Source organism: Methylibium rhizosphaerae (genome assembly GCF_006386545.1).
Taxonomy (GTDB): domain Bacteria; phylum Pseudomonadota; class Gammaproteobacteria; order Burkholderiales; family Burkholderiaceae_C; genus Pseudorivibacter; species Pseudorivibacter rhizosphaerae.
On sequence record NZ_SWAR01000003.1, the window covers coordinates 83,250 to 103,616 of the forward strand.

At 68.6% G+C, this 20,367-nt stretch carries 16 protein-coding genes; 8 read left to right on the top strand and 8 right to left on the bottom strand.

Features of this window, described 5'->3' with window-relative positions; all coding sequences use genetic code 11:
• Positions 1–18: 18 nt before the first annotated feature.
• Entirely contained in the window at positions 19–681 is a 663-nt protein-coding gene (gene trhA, locus E8D38_RS03060) for a PAQR family membrane homeostasis protein TrhA (protein ID WP_140626262.1), read from the top strand.
• Here the strand turns inward: trhA and mltB are convergent, their stop codons facing one another.
• Genes mltB through E8D38_RS03080 form a run of 4 tightly spaced genes read right to left on the bottom strand, consistent with a single transcriptional unit; the run spans position 682 to position 5,911 of the window.
• Entirely contained in the window at positions 682–1,818 is a 1,137-nt protein-coding gene (gene mltB, locus E8D38_RS03065) for a lytic murein transglycosylase B (RefSeq protein ID WP_140626263.1), read from the bottom strand.
• Positions 1,819–1,851: 33 nt separating this feature from the next.
• The gene (locus E8D38_RS03070) at positions 1,852–3,975 is read right to left on the bottom strand and encodes a transglutaminase TgpA family protein (protein WP_140626264.1); all 2,124 of its coding nucleotides are present in this window, start codon (positions 3,973–3,975) and stop codon (positions 1,852–1,854) included.
• Positions 3,972–4,970, bottom strand: coding sequence for a DUF58 domain-containing protein (locus tag E8D38_RS03075; protein ID WP_140626265.1), 999 nt, complete (start codon positions 4,968–4,970; stop codon positions 3,972–3,974). The genes E8D38_RS03070 and E8D38_RS03075 overlap by 4 nt, the downstream gene beginning before the upstream one ends.
• A 14-nt stretch (positions 4,971–4,984) precedes the next feature.
• Entirely contained in the window at positions 4,985–5,911 is a 927-nt protein-coding gene (locus tag E8D38_RS03080; protein ID WP_425462740.1) for an AAA family ATPase, read from the bottom strand.
• Between the two features lie 55 nt (positions 5,912–5,966).
• Between E8D38_RS03080 and E8D38_RS03085 the strand changes: the two genes are divergently transcribed.
• The 3 genes from E8D38_RS03085 (at position 5,967) to E8D38_RS03095 (ending at position 10,653) form a co-directional block, all read left to right on the top strand.
• Entirely contained in the window at positions 5,967–6,905 is a 939-nt protein-coding gene (locus E8D38_RS03085) for a histone deacetylase family protein (protein ID WP_140626266.1), read from the top strand.
• 80 nt (positions 6,906–6,985) lie between these two features.
• The gene (locus E8D38_RS03090) at positions 6,986–8,272 is read left to right on the top strand and encodes a mechanosensitive ion channel family protein (protein ID WP_140626267.1); all 1,287 of its coding nucleotides are present in this window, start codon (positions 6,986–6,988) and stop codon (positions 8,270–8,272) included.
• A 281-nt stretch (positions 8,273–8,553) separates the two neighbouring features.
• Positions 8,554–10,653 (top strand): lytic polysaccharide monooxygenase, encoded by a 2,100-nt coding sequence (locus E8D38_RS03095; protein WP_140626268.1) that lies wholly within the window; start codon positions 8,554–8,556, stop codon positions 10,651–10,653.
• A gap of 48 nt (positions 10,654–10,701) precedes the next feature.
• Here E8D38_RS03095 and E8D38_RS03100 read toward each other — a convergent pair whose 3' ends face one another.
• Complete coding sequence (locus E8D38_RS03100; RefSeq protein WP_140626269.1) at positions 10,702–12,231, bottom strand: fumarate hydratase; 1,530 nt, start codon at positions 12,229–12,231, stop codon at positions 10,702–10,704.
• 143 nt (positions 12,232–12,374) lie between these two features.
• Here E8D38_RS03100 and nhaA point away from each other — a divergent pair, with 143 nt between their 5' ends.
• The gene (nhaA, locus tag E8D38_RS03105; RefSeq protein ID WP_246099332.1) at positions 12,375–13,529 is read left to right on the top strand and encodes a Na+/H+ antiporter NhaA; all 1,155 of its coding nucleotides are present in this window, start codon (positions 12,375–12,377) and stop codon (positions 13,527–13,529) included.
• A complete protein-coding gene (locus tag E8D38_RS03110; protein WP_140626271.1) occupies positions 13,526–14,917 on the top strand; it encodes a CoA transferase in 1,392 nt (463 codons plus the stop codon). Before nhaA ends, E8D38_RS03110 begins: the two co-directional genes overlap by 4 nt.
• 13 nt (positions 14,918–14,930) lie before the next feature.
• Here E8D38_RS03110 and E8D38_RS03115 read toward each other — a convergent pair whose 3' ends face one another.
• Positions 14,931–15,536 (bottom strand): TIGR00645 family protein, encoded by a 606-nt coding sequence (locus E8D38_RS03115; protein WP_140626272.1) that lies wholly within the window; start codon positions 15,534–15,536, stop codon positions 14,931–14,933.
• Positions 15,537–15,730: 194 nt separating this feature from the next.
• Between E8D38_RS03115 and acs the strand changes: the two genes are divergently transcribed.
• Positions 15,731–17,707 (top strand): acetate--CoA ligase, encoded by a 1,977-nt coding sequence (acs, locus tag E8D38_RS03120; RefSeq protein WP_140626273.1) that lies wholly within the window; start codon positions 15,731–15,733, stop codon positions 17,705–17,707.
• A 206-nt stretch (positions 17,708–17,913) separates the two neighbouring features.
• On the opposite strand, the gene E8D38_RS03125 is transcribed toward acs, so the two are convergent.
• Positions 17,914–18,216, bottom strand: a complete 303-nt coding sequence (locus tag E8D38_RS03125; protein WP_140626274.1) for a c-type cytochrome — start codon at positions 18,214–18,216, stop codon at positions 17,914–17,916.
• A 109-nt stretch (positions 18,217–18,325) separates the two neighbouring features.
• On the opposite strand from E8D38_RS03125, the gene E8D38_RS03130 reads away from it, so the two are divergent.
• Positions 18,326–18,574 carry a TIGR04438 family Trp-rich protein gene (locus tag E8D38_RS03130; protein WP_140626275.1) on the top strand — a complete coding sequence of 83 codons (249 nt, stop codon included), beginning with the start codon at positions 18,326–18,328 and terminating at the stop codon, positions 18,572–18,574.
• Between the two features lie 58 nt (positions 18,575–18,632).
• Here E8D38_RS03130 and ilvD read toward each other — a convergent pair whose 3' ends face one another.
• On the bottom strand, positions 18,633–20,309 hold the full coding sequence (gene ilvD, locus E8D38_RS03135; protein WP_140626276.1) for a dihydroxy-acid dehydratase: 1,677 nt from the start codon (positions 20,307–20,309) through the stop codon (positions 18,633–18,635).
• Positions 20,310–20,367: the final 58 nt, after the last annotated feature.

The following is a 20,367-nucleotide window of genomic DNA, read 5'->3' on the forward strand; positions in this document are numbered from 1 at the left end:
GTGGAGCAGGAGGCCGTCATGACTGCCCTGGAACTTGAGATCGAAGAGCGTCCTCAGAGTGAAGTCGAAGAGGTCGCCAACAGCGTGAGCCACGGGCTCGGCTTCCTGGCCGCATTGGCCGCCGTGCCCATCCTCCTGGTGGCCACGAACGCCCGCAACGGCAACACCTCCCAGCTCATCGGCGTGAGCGTGTTCTCCGCCACCATGGTGCTGCTGTACCTGTGCTCCATGTGCTACCACGCGCTGCCCCCCGGCCGGGCCAAGAAGCTCTGGGTGCGGCTCGACCACATCGCGATCTTCCTGTTCATGGCCGGCAGCTACACGCCGTTCGCGCTCGGCGCTCTGCACGAGGCCTGGGGGGCGGCTGCCTTCGGACTGGTGTGGGGCCTGGCGATGATCGGTGCGGCCATGAAGGCGATGAACCGCCTGACGCATCCGCTGCTGTCGACCGGGCTGTACGTGGCGATGGGCTGGCTGGTGCTGGTCGCGGCCTACCCCATCCTGCAGCGCATGCCGCCTTCGGGCCTGTTCTGGCTGCTCGGCGGGGGCGTGGCCTACACCATCGGCGTGGTGTTCTTCATGCTCGATTCGAAGCTGCGCTTCGGCCACCTGGTCTGGCACCTGTTCGTGATGGCGGGCAGCACCTGCCACTTCCTTGCGGTGCTGTGGTATCCGGTGTGACTACGACGAAGGCGGCTGCTGCGGCTGCGGTGGCTGTTGCTGGGGTTCCGGCACCGTGGCGGCGACGATGTTCGCCACCGCACGGCCGAGCTCGATGACCGCGAGCGCGTAGTAGCTCGACCAGTTGTAGCGCGTCACCGCGTAGAAGTTCGCGGTGCCCGCCACGTAGCTGGGCGCGGCGTCGCCGTTCTGCAGCTCCACCAGCGCGAGCAGGCCGTTGTGCTGCCGCGCGGCCTCGGGCAGCGCGGCGCCTCGTTCAGCAAATTGCGCTGGCGTGAAGCTGGGCACGATGTCCGGCACCAGCAGCACGGCACGGTCGACCACCTCGACCGGCGCGGCAACCTCGTAGTGGGTGGGCATGCCGCGCTGCCAGCCGAACTCGGCCAGGTAGTGCGCCACCGAGCCGATCACGTCGGCGCTGCTCGCATGCAGGTCCACACGGCCGTCGCCGTCGAAGTCCACCGCGTACTTGTTCCAGGAGCTGGGCATGAATTGCGGCATGCCCAGTGCGCCGGCATACGAGCCCTTCAGCGAGAGCGGGTCGATGCCACCCTTGTGGCACAGCACGAAGAACTGCTCCAGTTCATCGCGGAAGAACGGGCTGCGGTCCTTGCGGCCGGTGGGGAAGTCGAAGCTCAGCGTGGCCAGCGCATCGATGACGCGGAAGCCGCCCATGTGGCGCCCGTACAGCGTCTCGACGCCGACGATGCCGACCACGATGTCCGCGGGCACGCCGTACTTTTCTTCGGCCGCCCGCAGCCAGCGTTCGTTGTCGCGCCAGAACTCGACGCCGGCACGCAGCCGCGTCGGCTCGATGAAGCGTGCGCGGTAGGCCGACCAGTCCTTTGCAGTGCCCGCCGGCGGCGGCATGATGAGCTTGGCCACATTCGGCAGGTAGCGCGCCTGCGCCAGCGTGTCGCTCACCCACTGCACCTCGAGGTTCTGCCGTTCGGCGATGTGGCGCGCCAGAGCCATCACGTCGTCGCGCCGTCCGTAGGTCACCACGTCGGGCGCCTGGTCGCTTTGCACCTTGTGGCGTGGCTGCTTCTTTGGGGCTGCCTGCGTCAGCACTGGGGCGGTCAGTGCCGCAGCCAGGCCGAGGACGAGCGCAAGGCGCAAACGCGTGAGCGGAGACATCGGGACGGAGCGAGCTAAGGGGGAACGTGGTCTTCAGCGCGGAGCAACGGCCGCCTGCGATGGCGGCTCTTCCAGAGCTGGCAATTTGCCGGCCAGGACAGCAATGCCGCGTGCGAGGCTGCGGGCCAGTGTAGCGGTCTCCCGGGCGCTGCGGCCCGCCGGCTGCGGACCGTAACGCAGGCCTTCGAATGCCTGCAGCGCATGCGCCAGGTCGTTGCCGCTGGCGCCATGCACCCGCAGCACTTCGGCAGCCAGGCCGCGTGGCGGCAGATGGGGCGGCGCTTGAAGGCCGGCGGACCGTTCCAGTGCCCTGCGCACCTGCCCGTAGGCGCGCAGCCAGGGGTCCATGCGCCGCTGGTCCCACCATGCCCAGGCGGCTCCGGCGAGGCTCAGCGCCGCGAGCGCACCGATCAGCAGGTGTGCCAGGTCGGACCAACTGGGCGATTCGAACCCGAGCTGCTTCAGCAGGCCGAGTTGCGAGCCGCGCGAGTAGCTGAGCACCCAGCGGTTCCACTGGTTGTTGACCGCTTCCCAGAACTCGCGCATCTGCTGCAGCAAGGCGGGGTTCATGGTGCCGATGGCGCTGGCCACCAGCCCGGGGGGCGGTCGCAGATTGCGTGCGCGTTCGACGCGGTCGGGCGCCACGGCGGCGGTGGGGTCGGCGCGTTGCCAGCCCACGCCCCGCTGCCAGTATTCGGCCCAGGCATGCGCGAAGCTGTTGCGCACGACGTAGGTCCCGTCGAAGGGGTTGATCTCTGCACCCTGGTAGCCGGTGACGACGCGAGCGGGTACGTCCATGGCGCGCATCACCACCACGAAGGCAGCCGCGAAATGTTCGCAGAAGCCGAGCTTGCGGTCGAGCCAGAACTCGTCGATCAGGTCAGGGCTGCCGTCCTCGCCGTAGAGGCCGGGCGTGAGGGTGTAGCTGAAGCCGGCGGTGCGGATGTGCTGCATCACCGCGCCTGCGAGGCCGCGCGCGTCGGCGTTCGCCAGGCGCGGCTCCGCCCGCAGGGCCTTTGCCCAGGCGAGCGTGCGAGGGTTGAAATTGGCCGGCAGGTCGAGGAACGTGGCCAGCCCGGGTTCGGGTTGCAACGGGCCGTGGCGGAAATCAGTCCAGGCTCTGGCGCTTACGCGAAGGCGCTCGGTGATCGCGCGGTTGGTGAGCCACTGCAGGTCATCACGCCTGAGGGCTCGCAGATTGTCCGGCCCGCCCTCGATGGTCGGCGCCTCGGGTGTCAGGTCGAGCAGCGGCAGGATGGCCGAGCGCTGGGGCTCGATGACGGCCTCGTAGCTCGTCGGTGTGCCCAGCAGCTGCACCGGCGCGCGCGCGCTGCTGTCGCGAGAACTGAAATGCGCGTCGACCGGGCGCCACTCCTTGCCGTCGAACTGCCCGAACACCGGTCCGCGAAAGTACAGAGACTGGATCGACGGTGCGCGGCCGGCGGGGAACTGCAGCACCATGGCGACCCGGTCGTCCGTGGCCAGCTCGTTGACGGTGCCGAAACGCATTTCGTTCGAAAGCCCGGTACGGCCCGAGGCATCCTGCGGCACGCCCCACAGGGGCCCGACCCGCGGAAACAGCACGAACAGCAGCACCATCAGCGGGGCGCCCAGCAGGGCCGCCTTGGCGGCCAGCGTGCCGGCCTGCTTGAGCGCCGGCTGGCCCACCGGCATGTGGGCCAGCACCAGTGCGGTGAGCAGGCCCCAGATAGAGATCAGCATCGCCGCCGCGGTGAGCATCGACTGCGAATACAGGAAGTGGGTGAGGATCAGAAAAAAGCCCAGGAAGAAGATGACGAAGGCATCGCGCCTTGCCCTGAGTTCCAGCGTCTTCAACGCGGTGAGCACCACGATCAGCGTGACACCGGCCTCCTTGCCCAGCAACGTGCGGTGGCTCCAGAACGTGAGCACCGCGGCCGCCGCCAGGACGATCGCCAGCCACCAGCGGCCGGGCAGGGCGGCATTGTTCAAGGCGAGCTGCGTGCGCCACAAAAGGACGGAGCCTGCCAGCAGCGAACACCACAGCGGCAACCGGCCGGCGTGCGGCAGCAGCGTCCATGCGATCACGGCCAGCAGGAACAGGGTGTCGCGCGCTTCGCGCGGCAGATGGCCGAGCCGTGCGGCGAACCTGCCGGCCAGGGTGAGGGGCGTCTTCATCTCAGGCCCCAGGTCGCCAGCAGTTCGAGGCAAGCCCGGCGGTGCTGCTCGCCATGGTCGGGCGCAAGCTCGCTTCCGGGCAACCGCAGTCCGTAGGCGGCGCCGGCACGATCGGCCGCCAGCACCCAGGCGGTCAATCGCGACAGGCGGTCCTCCGGCGCGAGGCCCACGGTGTGCTGCCAGTCCAGCCACAGCTCGAGCCGTGCCGACGAGGCGGTGTCGCGCGTCACGAGTTCTCCGCCGGTCTCCAGGGCCCTTGCGGCCTTCTTCCACACCACGAGCTTCATCGGATCGCCGCGACGATAGCCGCGCACGCCTTCGACTTCTCCACCATCCTGGCTGCGCGCCAGGGTGGGGCCGCCCGGCATGGCGCGAGCGGCCGGCACCGGGGGCGCGGGACGCTCCGGTTTGGGGTAGACCAGCACCTGGGCCACCGGCCGCCAGTTCGTCCAGGCGCGGAACAGGCCGAGCGGAAAGCGGGTTTCGGCTTTCAGTGTGGGCACGGGATGCCGGCCGCGTCGCGGCGGCACGAAGCTCACGTGAGTGGTGGCATGGCCACCGGAGGGCACGTCACTCCAGCTCCACGCGCGGGCCTGGCCTTCGCCGTCGACGCGCATCCCGATGCCGTATCGAGGCCGGTTCGTCGTGCTGCGCAATGACACCTCCAGGACCGCGGCGTCGCCCGCGAATACCGCCGCAGCTGGCCGCAGGTGCAGCGTGAGGCCGCGCAGGGTGCCGTGCGTCACGTGCATCGACACCACGCCAGCCCCTGCAAGCAGGAAGGTGAGCACATAGCCGAGGTTGAGCTGGTAGTTGATGGAAGCCACCAGCAGCACCAGCAGCGTGACGCCGAACATCAGCCCTGCGCGCGTGGGCAGGATGTAGACATTGCGCTGGGTGAGCGTGAGGGTGTCGGTGCGCGGCAGGCGCGCTTCCCACCAGTTGCGCCAGCGTGCTCGCACCGCACGCGCCGGATGGGGCAGGGCCAGTTGCATGGCAGCTTGCGTCTTCAGGGCAGTGGCGTGGCTTCGATCATGGCCCGCACCTGCTCCAGCCGGCCGCGGCCGGCACCGGCCACCGGCACGAGCCGGTGGGCGATGGCCTGCGGCAGGATGGCCTGGATGTCGTCGGGGGCCACGTATTCGCGTGCATCGAGCAGCGCGCGCGCCCGGGCGGCACGCAGTACCGCGATCCCGGCACGCGGGCTCAGCCCCTCGACGAACCAATGACCCGACCGGGTGGCGGCGATGAGTGCCTGCAGGTAGTCCAGCAGCGGCTCGGAAGCGTGGATGTTCAGCACGGCACGCTGCACTGCCTGCAGCTCTGCCGCGGACATCACCGGACGCAAGTCGTGGATCGCCTCGCGCCGGTCGCGGCCGGCCAGCAGCGCGCGCTCGGACAGGCGGTCGGGGTAACCCAGCGTGATGCACATCAGGAAGCGGTCGAGCTGGCTCTCCGGCAGCGGGTAGGTGCCCAGCTGGTCGGTCGGGTTCTGCGTGGCGATCACGAAAAACGGTTCGGGCAGCTTGCGCGTCTCGCCTTCGACGGTGACCTGGTGTTCCTCCATCGCCTCGAGCAGGGCGCTCTGCGTCTTGGGCCCCGCGCGGTTGATCTCGTCGGCCAGCAGCACCTGCGCGAAGACCGGACCGCCGTGGAAGACGAAGGCTTCCTTGCCGCGCTCGTAGATGCTCACGCCGATGAGGTCGCTGGGCATGAGGTCGGCAGTGAACTGCACGCGCGAGAACTTGAGTCCCAGCGACACCGCCAGCGCATGGGCCAGGGTCGTCTTGCCCACACCCGGCACGTCTTCGATGAGCAGGTGGCCGCCGGCCAGCAGGCAGGCCACGCTGTCCTCGATCTGCCGGCGTTTGCCGACGATGATCGTGCTAATCTGATCAACGAGTTGTTTGAGTTGGGTGTGCAGCGGTGTCGTCATAGGCCCGCACCTTAGCTCAAAGTCGAAGCACCAAAGAGGAAGACAAGGGAACGGCATGGCCACCGCCTTCTACAGCCACCCCGATTGCCGCCTGCACGACATGGGTGCCGGCCATCCCGAATGCCCGCAGCGCCTCGACGCGATCGAGGACCACCTCATCGGCACCGGCCTCGACGTGGCGCTGCAGCGCTGCGACGCGCCGGAGGTCGACCTGTCCGACGTGGCGCTGGCGCACACGGGCGGCTACGTCGCCGAGCTGAAGGACTTCATGCTGCAGGTGCAGGAAGGCGGCCAGCCGCGCGCCCTCGACCCCGACACCATGGTCTGCCGGCACAGCTGGCGGGCCGCGGTGCGCGCCGCCGGCGCGGCGGTGGCGGCCACCGACGCGGTGATCGACGGCGAGGTGCACAACGCCTTCTGCGCAGTGCGCCCGCCGGGCCACCACGCCACCCGCAGCGCGGCCATGGGCTTCTGCTTCTTCAACAACGTGGCCATCGCGGCGCGGCATGCGCTCGACGTGCGCGGCCTGAAGCGGGTGGCCATCGTCGACTTCGACGTGCATCACGGCAACGGCACCGAAGACATCATCGCGAACGATGACCGCGTGCTGATGGTGAGCTTCTTCCAGCATCCGCTGTACCCCGGCTCCGGTGCTGTGCCCAAGGGCGAGAACATGATCAACCTGCCGATCCCGCCGTACACGCGCGGCATGGAGATCCGCGAGCTGATCGAGGCCATGTGGATGCCGCGGCTCGAAGCCTTCAAGCCGCAGATGATCTTCGTGTCGGCCGGCTTCGACGCGCACCGCGACGACGACCTGGGCCAGCTCGGCCTCGTCGAGGCCGACTACGAATGGATCACGCGCCGCATCGTCGACGTGGCCGAGCGCCATGCGAACGGCCGTGTCGTGTCCTGCCTGGAGGGCGGCTACAACCTGGGCGCTCTTGCGCGCAGCGTCGGCGCGCACCTGCGGGTGCTTGCCGGCGTGGCCTGAACCCGGCGGCACCAACCCGCGCAAGAATCCGGCCGTTCGGCCTTCGGGGCGAACCGCCACGGCCTATTTTCGACATCAACATGGCAACACCCAGCGCAGACACTCCCCACCTGAGCCCGCAGGAGCTCAGCCGCCTGCTCGATTCGCTCACCCAGCCCACCGCCTTCATCGAACTCGCCGTGCTGGCCGGCTGCCTGGGCGCGGCCTGGGCCATCGTGCGCCTGCTGCGGGGGCCGAACCCCAAGCCGGGTTCGGTGTGGTTCGGCGAAGGGGTGGTCGGCGGCGTGCTGTTCCCGGTGCTGGCCTTCGTGCTCGCCTTCGTGGCCAGCCGCGTGCTGCATGGCGTGGTGCCGATCGCAGTGTTCCGGCTCGCCATGCCGATCCTGCTGTCGCTGATGGTTATCCGCCTCGTCGTGCGCGTGCTCACGGCGGCCTTCCCGGGCTCCAAGGTCATGCGGGTGGTCGAGCGCAGCGTGTCGTGGCTGGCATGGATCACCGTGGTGCTGTGGCTCACCGGCGTGCTGCCCCTGCTGATGGCCGAGCTCGACGGCATCAGCTGGAAGATGGGGACCACCCGCATCTCGCTGCGCAATCTCATCGAGGGGTCGCTGAGCGCCATCGTCGTGCTGGTGGTGTCGCTGTGGATCTCGGCCGCCATCGAGGCGCAACTGCTCAAGGGGGCCACCGACAACCTGTCGCTGCGCAAGATCGCGGCCAACGCCACCCGCGCGCTGCTGCTTTTCGTCGGCCTGCTGGTGGCGCTGTCGGCTGCCGGCATCGACCTCACGGCCCTGAGCGTGCTGGGCGGCGCGGTGGGTGTGGGGCTCGGCTTCGGCCTGCAGAAGCTCGCGTCCAACTACGTGAGCGGCTTCGTGATCCTGGCCGAGCGCTCGCTGCGCATCGGCGACCTGGTGAAGGTCGACAACTTCGAGGGACGCATCACCGACATCAACACGCGCTACACCGTGGTGCGCGCGGCCAACGGCCGCGAGTCCATCGTGCCCAATGAGCTGCTCATCACCCAGCGCATCGAAAACGCCTCGCTGGCCGACTCGTCGCTGATGCTGTCGACCACTGTGCAGGTGGCCTACGGCACCGATGTGCCGGCCATCAGCCAGAAGCTCCTGGCCGAGATCGGCCGGGTGCCGCGTGTGATGCCCGATCCGGGGCCTTCGGTGCACCTCACCGCCTTTGCCGACAGCGGGCTGGAGCTCACCGTGTGGTTCTGGATCCGGGACCCGGAGAACGGCCTGTCGAGCGCCCGCTCGGAGGTCAACCTGGCGATCCTGCGCACGCTCGAAGCGGAGGGGGTCGAGATTCCGTACCCCCAGCGTGTGCTTCGCAATGTTTCAGCGCCGGCCGCTTGATTCAACTGGTATGCACCGGGGTGGCGCTGTCATTTCCGCTATGGCGAGGCGTGCGCCATTCGAGCGTGGATGCATACCACTTGGTACCAGGAGTGTTGCAATAGGCTCCAACTCGTAACAAGTTGGGCGCCGCGCAAGCAAGCCCTCCGAACGCCCGTTCGCCCTCACTAGACTGCGCCCGCCTTCGGGGTGCCGTTGCCCGGAGCTTGGCGGCCCATGTCGGGTCGTCGCGGCCCGACACGCTGCGATGTGTCGAGAAGTCATTCAGTGAGGACCAACCTATGAAGCTGGGTCGTTTGACCGCCGTCTCGCTGGCGGCCTGGGGGGCATGTTCGGGGGCGTTCGCGCATGGCGCGATGGAATTCCCGGTCGATCGTGTGTACGGCTGCTTCCTCGAGGGGCCGGAGAACCCGCGCTCGGCCGCCTGCGTCACCGCCAGGAACATGGGCGGCACGCAGCCCTTCTACGACTGGAACGAGGTGAACCAGGGCCAGGCCAACGGCAACCACCAGGCGGTGGTCCGCGACGGCATGCTGTGCTCCGGCGGGCGCGACAAGTACGTCGGCTTCTCGCAGGCGCGCAGCGACTGGCCGGCCACCACCATCAACCCGGCGGCCAACGGCGGCATCCTCAACATGCGCTACCGGGCCACCGCCGCGCATTCGACGCGCTACTTCGACGTCTACATGACGCGCAACGGGTGGAACCCAGGCGCTCCCATCGCCTGGAGCCAGCTCGACAAGATCGCCAGCATCCCGGGCGTGCCGCTCACCTCCGACCGCAAGTACAACCTCAACGTGCGGGTGCCCGCCGACCGCAGCGGTCGCCACGTGATCTACATGGTGTGGCAGCGGGCCGACAGCCCCGAAGCCTTCTACTCGTGCAGCGACGTGATCGTGAGCGGCACCGGCACCACGCCGACGCCGGCTCCCACCCCTGCACCCACGCCGGCACCGACGCCGGCACCCACCCCGGCCCCGACGCCCGGGCCCACGCCGGCACCACAACCCGGCGCGCCCGCATGGCAGGAAGGCACGAGCTACTCCGTCGGCCAGCGCGTGACCTACGGCGGCAAGGTCTACGAATGCATCCAGGCGCACACCGCCTGGGTCGGGGCGGGCTGGACGCCTGCCACCACGCCCACACTGTGGAAGCTCGCCGCGGGCAACCCGTCGCCCACGCCGGCCCCGACGCCCGCACCGACGCCTGCGCCCACGCCGGCACCAACACCTGCACCCACCCCGGCTCCCACCCCATCACCCGGCGGCACGCTCACCGACCCGGCCGCGCTGAAGGCGGTGCAGAACCGGCGCGTCTACGTGGGCTACTACCCGAGCTGGAGCGACAGCTGGTTCAGCGCCGCCGGCAAGACGGCGAACCAGGTGTTCCGCGAAAGCAAGTTCGCCCGCATCCCGGCCAACTACACCCATGTGATGGCGTCGTTCGCCCAGCCCGACTTCTCGTGGGCCGGGCTGGCCGCCAACAGCTGGTCGGGCACAGGCCTCAACTTCACCGCCACGCCGCAGGACATCAAGGCTGCGATCGACGTGCTGCACCAGCGCAACATCAAGGTGATCCTGGCGGTGGGCGGCGCGACCTACAACAACTGGGGCGCGCTGGCGGCCGAAGGTGCGGCCGGCGGCGGGCCGATCACCAATGCCTTGGCGCAGATCCAGCGCGACCTCGGCTTCGACGGGCTCGACAACGACTACGAGCTCGAGAGCATGGAGACGCTGGCCAACGTGACCAAGGCGCTGCGCAACGCGGTGAACCTCGCAGGCGGCGGCCGCACCCTGTCGCTGGCGGCCTGGTCCACCGGCGCCGACTGCACCGCAGCCACCGCGGCCGACCCGGCCTGCGCGGGCAACGTGTCGTACTGGGGCGGGGCGGCCGGTCGCGAGCGGCTGCTGAAGATGCGCTACCCGGCAGTGGCCAACATGTTCGACCTGGTCAACATCATGACCTACGACGCCCGCTTCGAGCACTATGACGGCGTGGTGGCCTACCACCAGTACCGCGCGCTGTTCCCCGCCCACACCATCGTCTCGGTCGGCCTGCAGCCTGCGCCGGAAGGCTGGGCCGGCGCGCAGCTGGTGGTCAACAACGCGGACGCCCAGTGCACCGGCTCGGTGATCCTGCTGGACCAGTACAACAACAACCTGAACCTGCCGTACTCGGTGGAGCGCTACACCGGCGCGGTGCTGGCGACCTCGCCGGTCGAGAACCCGCGTGACGGCGCGATGCTGTGGTCCATCCTGAAGCCGGCCAACGGCAGCTGCGGCAGCGCCGCGCTGGCCTCGCCCGGGGCCATCGGCCGGCGGGTGGCCAACTCGTTCGGCCTGACCGACGACCCGGCCCTGCAGTCGGCGGACTTCCGCTGATCGACGACGACGCGTTGGGAGCGCGAAGCCGGGGCGTGTGCCCCGGCTTCAGGCCGCCACGAGCGGGATCTTGCCGATCTTCGCCTGCCACTCCTTCGGGCCGGTGACGTGGGCCGAGGTGCCGCCTGCGTCCACCGCCACCGTGACCGGCATGTCGGTCACGTCGAATTCGTAGATGGCTTCCATGCCGAGGTCTTCGAAGCCGACCACCTTGGCGCCCTTGATCGCCTTGGACACGAGATAGGCCGCGCCGCCCACCGCCATGAGGTAGGCGCTCTTGTGCTTCTTGATCGCCTCGATGGCCACCGGGCCGCGCTCGGCCTTGCCGATCATCGCGATCAGGCCGGTGGCGCTGAGCATCATGTCGGTGAACTTGTCCATGCGGGTGGCGGTGGTGGGGCCGGCCGGTCCCATCACTTCGTCGCGCACCGGGTCCACCGGACCGACGTAGTAGATCACGCGGTTGGTGAAGTCCACCGGCAGCTTCTCGCCCTTGGCCAGCATGTCCTGGATGCGCTTGTGCGCGGCATCGCGGCCGGTGAGCATCTTGCCGTTGAGCAGCAGCGTGTCGCCGGGCTTCCAGCTCGCCACTTCCTCGCGCGTGAGCGTGTTGAGGTCGACGCGCTTGCTCTTGTTGTAGTCGGGCGCCCAGTGCACGTCGGGCCAGAGGTCGAGGCTGGGCGGCTCGAGGTAGGCCGGGCCCGAACCGTCGAGCACGAAGTGCGCATGGCGGGTGGCCGCGCAGTTCGGGATCATCGCCACCGGCTTGGATGCGGCATGCGTCGGGTAGGTCTTGATCTTGATGTCGAGCACGGTGGTGAGGCCGCCCAGGCCCTGCGCGCCGATGCCCAGCGCGTTGACCTTCTCGTACAGCTCGATGCGCAGCTCCTCGAGCTTGTTCTGCGGGCCGCGCTGCAGAAGTTCGTACATGTCGATGTCTTCCATCAACGACTCCTTGGCCAGCAGCATCGCCTTCTCGGCGGTGCCGCCGATGCCGATGCCCAGCATGCCCGGCGGGCACCAGCCGGCGCCCATGGTGGGCACCGTCTTGAGCACCCAGTCCACCAGGGAGTCGCTCGGGTTCATCATCACGAACTTGCTCTTGTTCTCGGAGCCGCCGCCCTTGGCGGCCACGGTCACGTCGACCGTGTTGCCCGGCACGACTTCCATGTGGATGACGGCGGGCGTGTTGTCCTTGGTGTTCTTGCGCAGGAAGTGCGGGTCGTCGAGCACCGAGGCGCGCAGCTTGTTGTCGGGGTTGAGGTAGCCCTGGCGCACGCCTTCGTTCACCGCGTCGGCGATGGAGCCGGCGAAGCCTTCCCACTTCACGTCCATGCCGATCTTCAGGAACACGTTGACGATGCCGGTGTCCTGGCAGATCGGGCGCTTGCCTTCGGCGCTCATCTTCGAGTTGGTGAGGATCTGCGCGATCGCGTCCTTGGCGGCGGCGCTTTCCTCGCGCTCGTAGGCGCGGGCCAGGTGGGCGATGTAGTCGGCGGGGTGGTAGTAGCTGATGTACTGCAGGGCAGCGGCAACGCTTTCCACCAGGTCGTTGTAGCGGATCGTCGTGGTCGTCATGAGGAGGTTCTCGCAGCGGACTCGTGGGGCTTGCCCTGTGTGTGCGAAGGCCGCACGCCGATCCGGGCAAGAATGCGATTTTAGTGAAGGGAGGCTGACGCATGGCTGAGGGGTACCCACACAAACACCCGGACAGCGCCTTCATGCGCTTTTTCGCCAGCGAGTCCGCCGGCGGCATCGTGCTCGCCATGGCCGCGGTGCTGGCGCTGGTCGTGAGCAATTCAACGCTCGGCGGCTGGTACCAGAGCTTCCTCACCTTCCCCGGCGAAGTGCGCATCGGCGCAGAAACGCTGGTGCTCGCCAAGCCGCTCATCCTGTGGGTCAACGACCTCTGGATGGCGGTGTTCTTCTTCCTCGTGGGCCTGGAGATCAAGCGCGAGTTCGTCGAGGGGGAGCTCGCCTCGCGTGCGCAGGCGGTGCTGCCGGCGGCGGCGGCGCTGGGCGGCATGGTGGTGCCGGCGCTCCTGTATGCGGCCATCAACGCCGGCGACCCGGTGGCCCTGCGCGGCTGGGCCATCCCGGCGGCGACCGACATCGCCTTCGCCATCGGCATCGTCATGCTGCTGGGCTCGCGCGTGCCGGCATCGCTGAAGGTGTTCCTCACCGCGGTAGCCATCATCGACGACCTGGGCGCCATCGTCGTGATCGCGCTGTTCTACACGCACCAGCTTTCGGGGACGATGCTGCTGGGCGCCGGCCTCGCCGGCCTGCTGCTGGCCGTGCTGAACCGGCAGAAGGTGATGCGGGCGGACCTTTACATCGTGGTGGGCCTGGTTATGTGGCTGTGCGTGCTGAAGTCGGGCGTGCATGCCACCCTGGCCGGCGTGGTCACGGCGCTGGCGATCCCGCTGCGCGACGAGCACGGCGACTCGCCGCTCGAGGCGCTCGAGCACGGCCTGCACCCGTGGGTCGCCTTCCTGGTGCTGCCCATGTTCGCATTCGCCAATGCCGGCGTGTCGCTGGCCGGCGTGTCGCTGCAGACGCTGCTGTCGCCGCTGCCGCTGGGCATTGCCGTCGGCCTGGTGGCCGGCAAGGCCATCGGCGTGTTCGGCACCTCGTGGCTGCTGGTGCGCCTTGGATGGGCTGCGCCACCCGGCGGCGCAAGCTGGATGCAGCTGTTCGGCGTGTGCGTGCTGTGCGGCATCGGCTTCACGATGAGCCTGTTCATCGGCGGCCTGGCGTTCGACGGGCAAGGCCCGCTGTACGAAACCCAGCTCAAGCTCGGCGTGCTGGGCGGCTCCATCGTGGCCGGCGTGCTCGGCACGATGATCCTGTGGCGCGGCAGGGGCAAGGCATGACGGCGCTGGCGGCGCTGCGCGAACTGTGGCTGGGGCAGGGCGGCGAGGCACGGGCCCTGGAAGCTGTCGAGCTGACCGGCCTCGGGCCGGTGCTGCCTTCGTCGTTTGCCGTCGGCACGGCGGCACAGGCCTGCATCGCGGCCACCACGCTGGCCGCGCGAGAAATCGGCCGCGCGCGCGGCGGGCCCGAGCAGCGGGTCCGGGTAGACATGCGCCACGCGGAGATCGAATTCCGCAGCGAGCGCTACTTGCAGGTCAACGGTGCGCCGGCCCCGGATCCCTGGGACCGCATCGCCGGGATCTACCGCACGGCGGACGGCTGGGTGCGCCTGCACACCAACTTCGCCCATCACCGCGACGGCGTGCTGCGCCTGCTCGGCTGCGCGAACGAGCGCGCCGCGGTGGCGGCCACCCTCGAGGGCTGGAAGGCCGGGGACTTCGAAACCGCCGCCGCGGAAGCCGGGCTGGTGGTGACGGCGCTGCGCAGCTTCGAGCAATGGGACGCCCATCCTCAGGGCCGGGCGGTGGCCGCGCTGCCGGTACTGGAGATCGAGCGCATCGGCGAGGCCCCCGTGCCGAAGTGGCCGGCGCTGCCGGCGGGCGCGCGCCCGCTGCACGGGCTCAGGGTGCTCGACCTCACCCGCGTCATCGCGGGCCCGGTCTGCGGCCGCGCACTGGCCGCGCAAGGCGCCGACGTCATGCTGGTCACATCGCCGCGCCTGCCGTCGATCGCGTCGCTGGTCATCGACACCGGGCGCGGCAAGCGCTCGGCGCAGCTCGACCTGCGAGACGCGCAGGGGCGCGAAGCGCTGGCCGCCCTGGTGCGCGGGACCGACGTGTTCGTGCAGGGGTACCGGCCGGGCGGGCTGGCCGCGCTGGGCTTCTCACCGCCGGAGCTGGCCCGTCTGCGGCCAGGCATCGTGTGCGCGAGCCTGTCTGCCTACGGCCACGTCGGGCCGTGGGCCGGGCGCCGCGGCTTCGACTCGCTGGTGCAGACCGCCAGCGGGTTCAACGTGGCAGAGGCGCAGGCGGCCGGCGTGGCCGAGCCCAGGCCGCTGCCCGCGCAGGCGCTCGACCATGGGACGGGCTACCTGCTGGCACTGGCTGTGCAGCTGGCCTTGCTGCGCCGTGCCCGAGAAGGCGGCAGCTGGCATGTGCGGGTCTCGCTTGCGCAGACGGGGCATTGGCTGCGCAGCCTGGGGCGCCTGCCCGACGGGCCTGCCGCGGCCGACCCGACGCTGGCGGACGTGCTGGACCTGATGGAGCACAGCGACTCGGGCTTCGGCCGGCTGCAGGCGGTGCGGCACTCCGGGCGCCTGGACGTCACGCCGCCGGGCTGGGACCGCCCGGCCGTGCCGCTGGGCACGCACGCTGCGCGCTGGTCGTAGCGCGTTGCACGGCTCAGTGGCCGTTGGAGGCCTTGGCGCCGCCGGCCAGGATGCGGTCGGTGGCGGCGATGGCCATGGCCGACAGCAGGAAGGCGATGTGGATGGCCGTCTGCCAGAGCAGCACCTTGTCGCTGTAGTTGGAGGCGTTGATGAAGGTCTTGAGCAGGTGGATCGAGCTGATGCCGATGATGGCGGTGGCCAGCTTCACCTTGAGCACCGAGGCGTTCACGTGGCTCAGCCATTCGGGCTGGTCGGGGTGGCCTTCGAGGTCCATGCGCGACACGAAGGTCTCGTAGCCGCCCACGATCACCATGATCAGCAGGTTGGAGATCATCACCACGTCGATGAGGCCCAGGACCACCAGCATGATCACCGTCTCGTTGAGCTTGGGCTCCGCCTCGCTGGCGTAGCCGATGCTCTTGATGAGGATGTCGAGCGCCTGTCTGTCGCCGAATGCGGCCTCGATGAGGTGCACCAGCTCGACCCAGAAATGGAACACGTAGACGCACTGCGCCAGGATCAGCCCCAGGTACAGCGGCAGCTGCAGCCAGCGGCTGCTGAAGATCAGGTTGGGGAGCAGGCGCAGGCGGGCGCTGCCGTGGGGGGCGGGCTGGGACATCTTGGGTCTTTGAGGTGGCACAAACGGAACCGGCGGATTCTAGAAGCCTCGGGAGGCCCGGCCGGCAAAGGGCGCGGCCCCAGTGACAGCTCGCCCGCGCGCTGCCACAGTAAGGGGTTCGTAAGAGCGCCTTTCTAAGGTGCAGGGCAATTCGAGCGTCCAGATTCTCAATTCGCCACTACTGAGGAGACAGCATGTCCACCCAAGACGCCCACGAGCTCAAGCTCTACTCGCCGCCCGAGGCCGCCGTGAAAGGCGCCCATGTCTCGGGCATGGAGGCCTACAAGAAGCTCGAGGCCGAGGCCGAAGCCGACTACCAGGGCTACTGGGCGCGGCTCGCGCGCGAGTTCCTCACCTGGAAGCAGCCCTTCACCAAGGTGCTCAACGAGTCCGATGCGCCGTTCTTCAAGTGGTTCGAGGACGGCAAGCTCAACGTCTCGTACAACTGCCTCGACCGCAACGTCGAGCGCGGCCTGGGCGACAAGACGGCCATCATCTTCGAGACCGACGACGGCAAGGTCAGCCGGGTCAGCTACAAGGAGCTGCTCTCGCGCACCAGCCAGCTGGCCAATGCGCTGAAGGCGCAGGGCGTGAAGAAGGGCGACCGCGTCGTCATCTACATGCCCATGTCGGTGGAAGGCGTGGTGGCCATGCAGGCCTGCGCCCGCATCGGGGCCACCCACTCGGTGGTGTTCGGCGGCTTCTCTGCCCAGTCGCTGCGCGACCGCATCGAGGACGCCGGCGCGGTGATGGTCATCACCGCCGACGAGCAGATGCGCGGCGGCAAGGCACTGCCGCTGAAGTCCATCGTCGACGAGGCGCTGTCGCTGGGCGGCTGCGACTCCATCAGGAACGTCATCGTCTACCAGCGCACCGGCGGCAAGGTGGCCTGGAACAGCGCGCACGACAAGTGGCTGCACGAGGTGGTGGCCAGCCAGCCGGCCACCTGCGAGCCCGAATGGGTGGAAGCGGAACACCCGCTGTTCCTGCTCTACACCTCGGGCTCGACCGGCAAGCCCAAGGGCGTGCAGCACGCCACCGGCGGCTACCTGCTGCATGCGGCGCTCACCACCAAGTGGACCTTCGACCTGAAGGACGACGACGTCTTCTGGTGCACGGCCGACATCGGCTGGGTCACCGGCCACACCTACATCACCTATGGGCCGCTCGCGCTGGGCGGCACCGAGGTGGTGTTCGAGGGCATTCCCACCTATCCGGACGCCGGCCGCTTCTGGAAGATGATCCAGGACCACAAGGTCACGATCTTCTACACCGCGCCCACGGCCATCCGCTCGCTCATCAAGGCGGCCGAGACCAACCCCGCGGTGCACCCGAAGAACTACGACCTGTCCAGCCTGCGCCTGCTCGGCTCGGTGGGCGAGCCCATCAACCCGGCGGCCTGGGAGTGGTACCACCAGAACATCGGCGGCGGCCGCTGCCCGATCGTCGACACCTGGTGGCAGACCGAAACCGGCGGCCACATGATCACGCCGCTGCCGGGTGCCACGCCGCTGGTGCCGGGCTCATGCACGCTGCCCTTCCCCGGCATCACCGCGGCCATCGTCGACGAGACCGGCCATGACGTGCCGAACGGCCAGGGCGGCATCCTCGTCGTCAAGAAGCCGTGGCCCAGCATGATCCGCACGATCTGGGGCGACCCCGAGCGCTTCAAGAAGAGCTACTACCCGCCCGAACTCAAGGGCTACTACCTGGCGGGCGACGGCGCCAGCCGCGACGCCGAGCGCGGCTACTTCACCATCACCGGCCGCATCGACGACGTGCTCAACGTGAGCGGACACCGCATGGGCACGATGGAGATCGAGTCGGCCCTGGTGAGCTGCACCGAGCTGGTGGCCGAGGCCGCCGTGGTGGGCCGGCCCGACGAGACCACGGGCGAGGCGATCTGTGCCTTCGTGGTGCTCAAGCGCCCGCGCCCCACCGGCGAAGAGGCAAGGAAGATCGCCGCCGAGCTGCGCAACTGGGTGGCCAAGGAGATCGGACCGATCGCCAAGCCGAAGGACATCCGCTTCGGCGACAACCTGCCCAAGACGCGCAGCGGCAAGATCATGCGGCGCCTGCTGCGTTCCATCGCCAAGGGCGAGCAGATCACCCAGGACACCTCCACCCTGGAGAACCCGGCGATCCTGGATCAGTTGGCTCAGACCAACTGATCCTGCCCCCGCAGGGGGCGCGGCGCGAGCGCCGCAGCGCCGGGGACGGGGAGCACTCATGTCGCGGTGCGACGTGATGTGTTCACCAGAACCCGGCGATCCTGGATCAGTTGGCTCAGACCAACTGATCAAGCCCCGAGCCGCGGCAAAAGAACAAGGCCCGCTCGACGGCGGGCCTTGTGTCTTCAGCTTGATGCCGGGCGGGCTTACTTCTGGCTCAGCACCCACTGCACCAGTTGCTTGGCTTCGGCTTCCGAGACCTGCGGGTTGGCGGGCATCGGCACCTGGCCCCATGCGCCCACGCCGCCCTTCATGACCTTCTGGGTCAGCTTGGCAGCGGCATCCTTCTGGCCGGCGTACTTGGCGGCCACGTCCTTGTACGAGGGGCCGACCAGCTTCTTGTCGACGGCATGGCAGGCCATGCAATTCTTCTTCTGGGCGAGGTCTGCATTGGCGAGCACGGGGCCGACAGTCATCGCTGCGACGAGGAGGGCGAGCAGGCGTTTCATGGGTTCCTTTCGGATCGTGGGGGGTTCGTTTACAGTCTCAACGCATTCTAGTGAGGCGGGTTGACTGGCACATCCGTGCGGATTCGCCAATTCCAAGGGTCCTGATGTCATGTGGTTCGTTGTTCTGGGTGTGCTGCTTCTGCTGATGAAGATGACCGACTTCGGGCCGGTGGGCGCGTGGTCATGGTTGTGGATCCTGGCCCCGTTCGGGGCCGCGGTGGTGTGGTGGGCCTGGGCCGATGCCACCGGCTTCACCAAGCGGCGCCAGATGGAAAAGATGGACGCCAAGCGGGCGGAACGCCGCAAGAGCCAGATGGCCGCGCTGGGCATGGAGCCGCGCAAGCGCAAGAAGCGCTGAAGCCGCGCCCATGAAAAAAGGTCCCTCGCGGGACCTTTTTTCATGGGCCTCGATGGCCTCACTTGTCGAGAACAGCCCCTGAACTGGCGCTCGAGGCATTCTTCGCGAACTTGGCCAGCACGCCGCGGGTGTAGCGCGGGGCCGGTGCCTTCCAGGCCGTGCGGCGCCTGGCGAGTTCGTCGTCGGCCACGTTGAGCTGCAGCAGCAACTGGTGCGCGTCGATGGTGATCGAGTCACCCTCCTGCACCAGCGCGATGGTGCCGCCTTCATAGGCCTCGGGGGCCACGTGCCCGACCACCATGCCCCAGGTGCCGCCGGAGAAGCGGCCGTCGGTGATGAGGCCCACGCTTTCGCCGAGCCCCTGGCCGATGAGCGCACCGGTGGGCGCCAGCATCTCCGGCATGCCCGGGCCGCCCTTGGGGCCCAGGTAGCGCAGCACCATCACGTCGCCGGCCTTGATCTGGCCGGCCATGATGGCGGCGAGTGCCGACTGCTCGTCGTCGAACACGCGTGCCGGCCCTGTGATCACCGGGTTCTTGAGGCCGGTGATCTTGGCCACGCAGCCTTCGGTGGCCAGGTTGCCGCGCAGGATGGCGAGGTGGCCTTCGGCGTAGAGGGGCTTGTCGATCGGGCGGATCACGTCCTGGTCGGCGCGGGGGGCGTCCGGCACGCCGGCCAGGTTCTCGGCCACCGTCTTGCCGGTGATGGTCATGCAGTCGCCGTGCAGCAGGCCGGCCTTGAGCAGCACCTTCATCACCTGCGGAATGCCGCCGGCGCGGTGCAGGTCTATGGCCAGGTACTTGCCGCTGGGCTTGAGGTCGCACAGCACCGGGGTGCGGCGGCGCACGCGCTCGAAGTCGTCGATGGTCCACTCGACGCCGGCGGCATGGGCGATCGCCAGGAAATGCAGCACTGCATTGGTGGAGCCGCCGGTGGCCATGATCACCGCCACCGCGTTCTCGATGGCTTCCTTGGTGACGATGTCACGGGGCTTCAGGTCCTTCTTCACCGCCTCCACCAGCACGGCCGCGGCCTGCTTCACGTTGGCGACCACCTCGTCTTCCACGTTGGCCATGGTCGACGAGTAGGGCAGGCTCATGCCCAGGGCCTCGAACGAGGAGCTCATCGTGTTGGCGGTGTACATGCCGCCGCACGAGCCGCTGCCGGGAATGGCGCGGTGCTCGATCTCGCAGAAGTCCTCTTCGCTCATCTTGCCGGCGGTGAACTGGCCCACGGCCTCGAACACGCTGACGATGTTGAGGTCCTGGCCCTTGTACTTGCCCGGCAGGATGGTGCCGCCGTAGACGTACAGGCTCGGCACGTTGGCGCGCAGCATGCCCATCATGCCGCCGGGCATGTTCTTGTCGCAACCGCCGATGACGATCACGCCGTCCATCCACTGGCCGCCGACGCAGGTTTCCACGCAGTCAGCGATGACCTCGCGTGAGACCAGCGAGTACTTCATGCCCTCGGTGCCCATGGCCATGCCGTCGCTGATGGTGGGCGTGCCGAAGATCTGCGGGTTGGCGCCCGCGGCCTTCAGGCCTTCGACCGCCGCATCGGCCAGGCGCTGCAGGCCGGAGTTGCAAGGCGTGATGGTGGAGTGGCCATTGGCCACCCCGATCATCGGTTTGCCGAAGTCTTCGTCCTTGTAGCCCATGCCGTAGTACATGGAGCGGTTGGGCGCGCGGGCCACGCCCTCGGTGATGTTCCTGGAGCGGCGGTTGAAGCTCATCGGGGTTCCTTTGTTGATTCGCCAGCGAAGTATCGGCAACCTGCAGATGCGAGTCCAA